This is a genomic window from Paenibacillus sp. EKM10P (assembly GCF_011800655.1).
GTDB lineage: Bacteria > Bacillota > Bacilli > Paenibacillales > Paenibacillaceae > Paenibacillus > Paenibacillus polymyxa.
This window is the reverse complement of sequence record NZ_JAALET010000045.1, coordinates 1-1,379: the sequence shown is the minus strand read 5'-3', so window position 1 is coordinate 1,379 and position 1,379 is coordinate 1. Positions and strand designations below refer to the sequence as shown.

1 protein-coding gene is annotated in these 1,379 nt (G+C 53.4%); it reads right to left on the bottom strand.

The window, feature by feature from the left end:
• A partial coding sequence (locus HFE01_RS26315; RefSeq protein WP_167442897.1) for an AMP-binding protein occupies positions 1-1,379 on the bottom strand: 1,379 nt, incomplete at both ends.

Below are 1,379 nucleotides of genomic sequence, written 5' to 3'. Positions count from 1 at the left end.
CTCGTGATCAGCAGTTCCAGACTGCTCATGTCCAGCCCGTGTTCATGCACATGCTGCATAAACGGTACGATCAGAGCTGGAGTCGATTCGAACACGGTGATTTGATAATCGCGAATCCAGCCATATAGACGGCTTGGATCAATCCGGTCGTCTTTCGGACAGATGACCATCGTGCCTCCGTTATAGAGCGTCCGTGCAATATCGCCGACGAACACGTCGAAGGAGAAGCTGGCCAGTTGCAGCAGACGTACCGGGAACTGGTTCAGACGGTAATCCCGGCGATAGGCCGCAGCCGTGTTCACCAAGCTGCGATGCTCAATCATGACGCCTTTTGGACGTCCCGTTGTACCGGACGTATAGATCACATACGCCAAGTCTTGCGGCTCGTTGATGTGATCGACGTCTGTGACATCTCCGGTATACAGCGACTCATCGTCAAGTGCCAATACAGTATGCAAACGCAGCCCTGTTACCGGTTCGGATGCTGCTTCGCTGTCAGACTTCGAATCTGCTTTCAAGCTCAAACTTTCGTTCCGGTTGTCTCTTTCCATCATTTCAACGCCAGCCGCTGTTTCCAGTTCGCCCTCCGTCGGTCCTCCGACCAAGGCCCGCCGGCTTTCCTCGAGCCATACTTGTGCACGCTCCTGCAAACCGGTTTGCGTGAGCAGCACCGTCGCACCGCTGTCCTCCAGCATAAAGCGGATCCGTTCGGATGGATAGTCTGCATCCAGCGGTACATAGGCGCCTCCAGCCTTCCATACCGCTAGTACGCCGACCAGCATATCCACCGAGCGTTCGCTCAAAATGCCCACAATGGACTCGCGTCCAATGCCTTCATTTCGCAATCTACGGGCCAGTTGGTTCGCGCGCTCGTTCAACTCGCGGTACGTAAGCTGCCGCCCCTCGTATACAACGGCCACATGATCCGGCACAAGCTGCGCTTGTTCTTCCACATAGGCGTGGAACAACAATTCGGATTCCTTTTCATCACTCCATGCAGCTACGCCTACTGATCCAAAACCATCGATGATTTTCGCTTTTTCCGCAGCAGTCACCAGCTCAAGCTCATCCACCAGTGCATCTGGTCGGTGAATCGCTTCTTCAATCATATGCAGCAAATGCTCACGGATTTGCTCTACAGCTGTACGTTCCAACACCTGCGCGTTGTACTCCAAATGGACATGGATTTCATCGCCTGGCACCACGGTGATGTTGAAATCATAGTTTGTTTGCTCTGACATGGAAGCATTGGCAATCGTAAAGCCATTGTTCCCGCGGCTACCCATCTGCTCCATGCGCTGTTCCACGGGGTAGTTTTCAAACACGATAATATGGTTCACCAGGTCCTGCTTCTGCTCGGTCAGGGCCTGAATTTCATA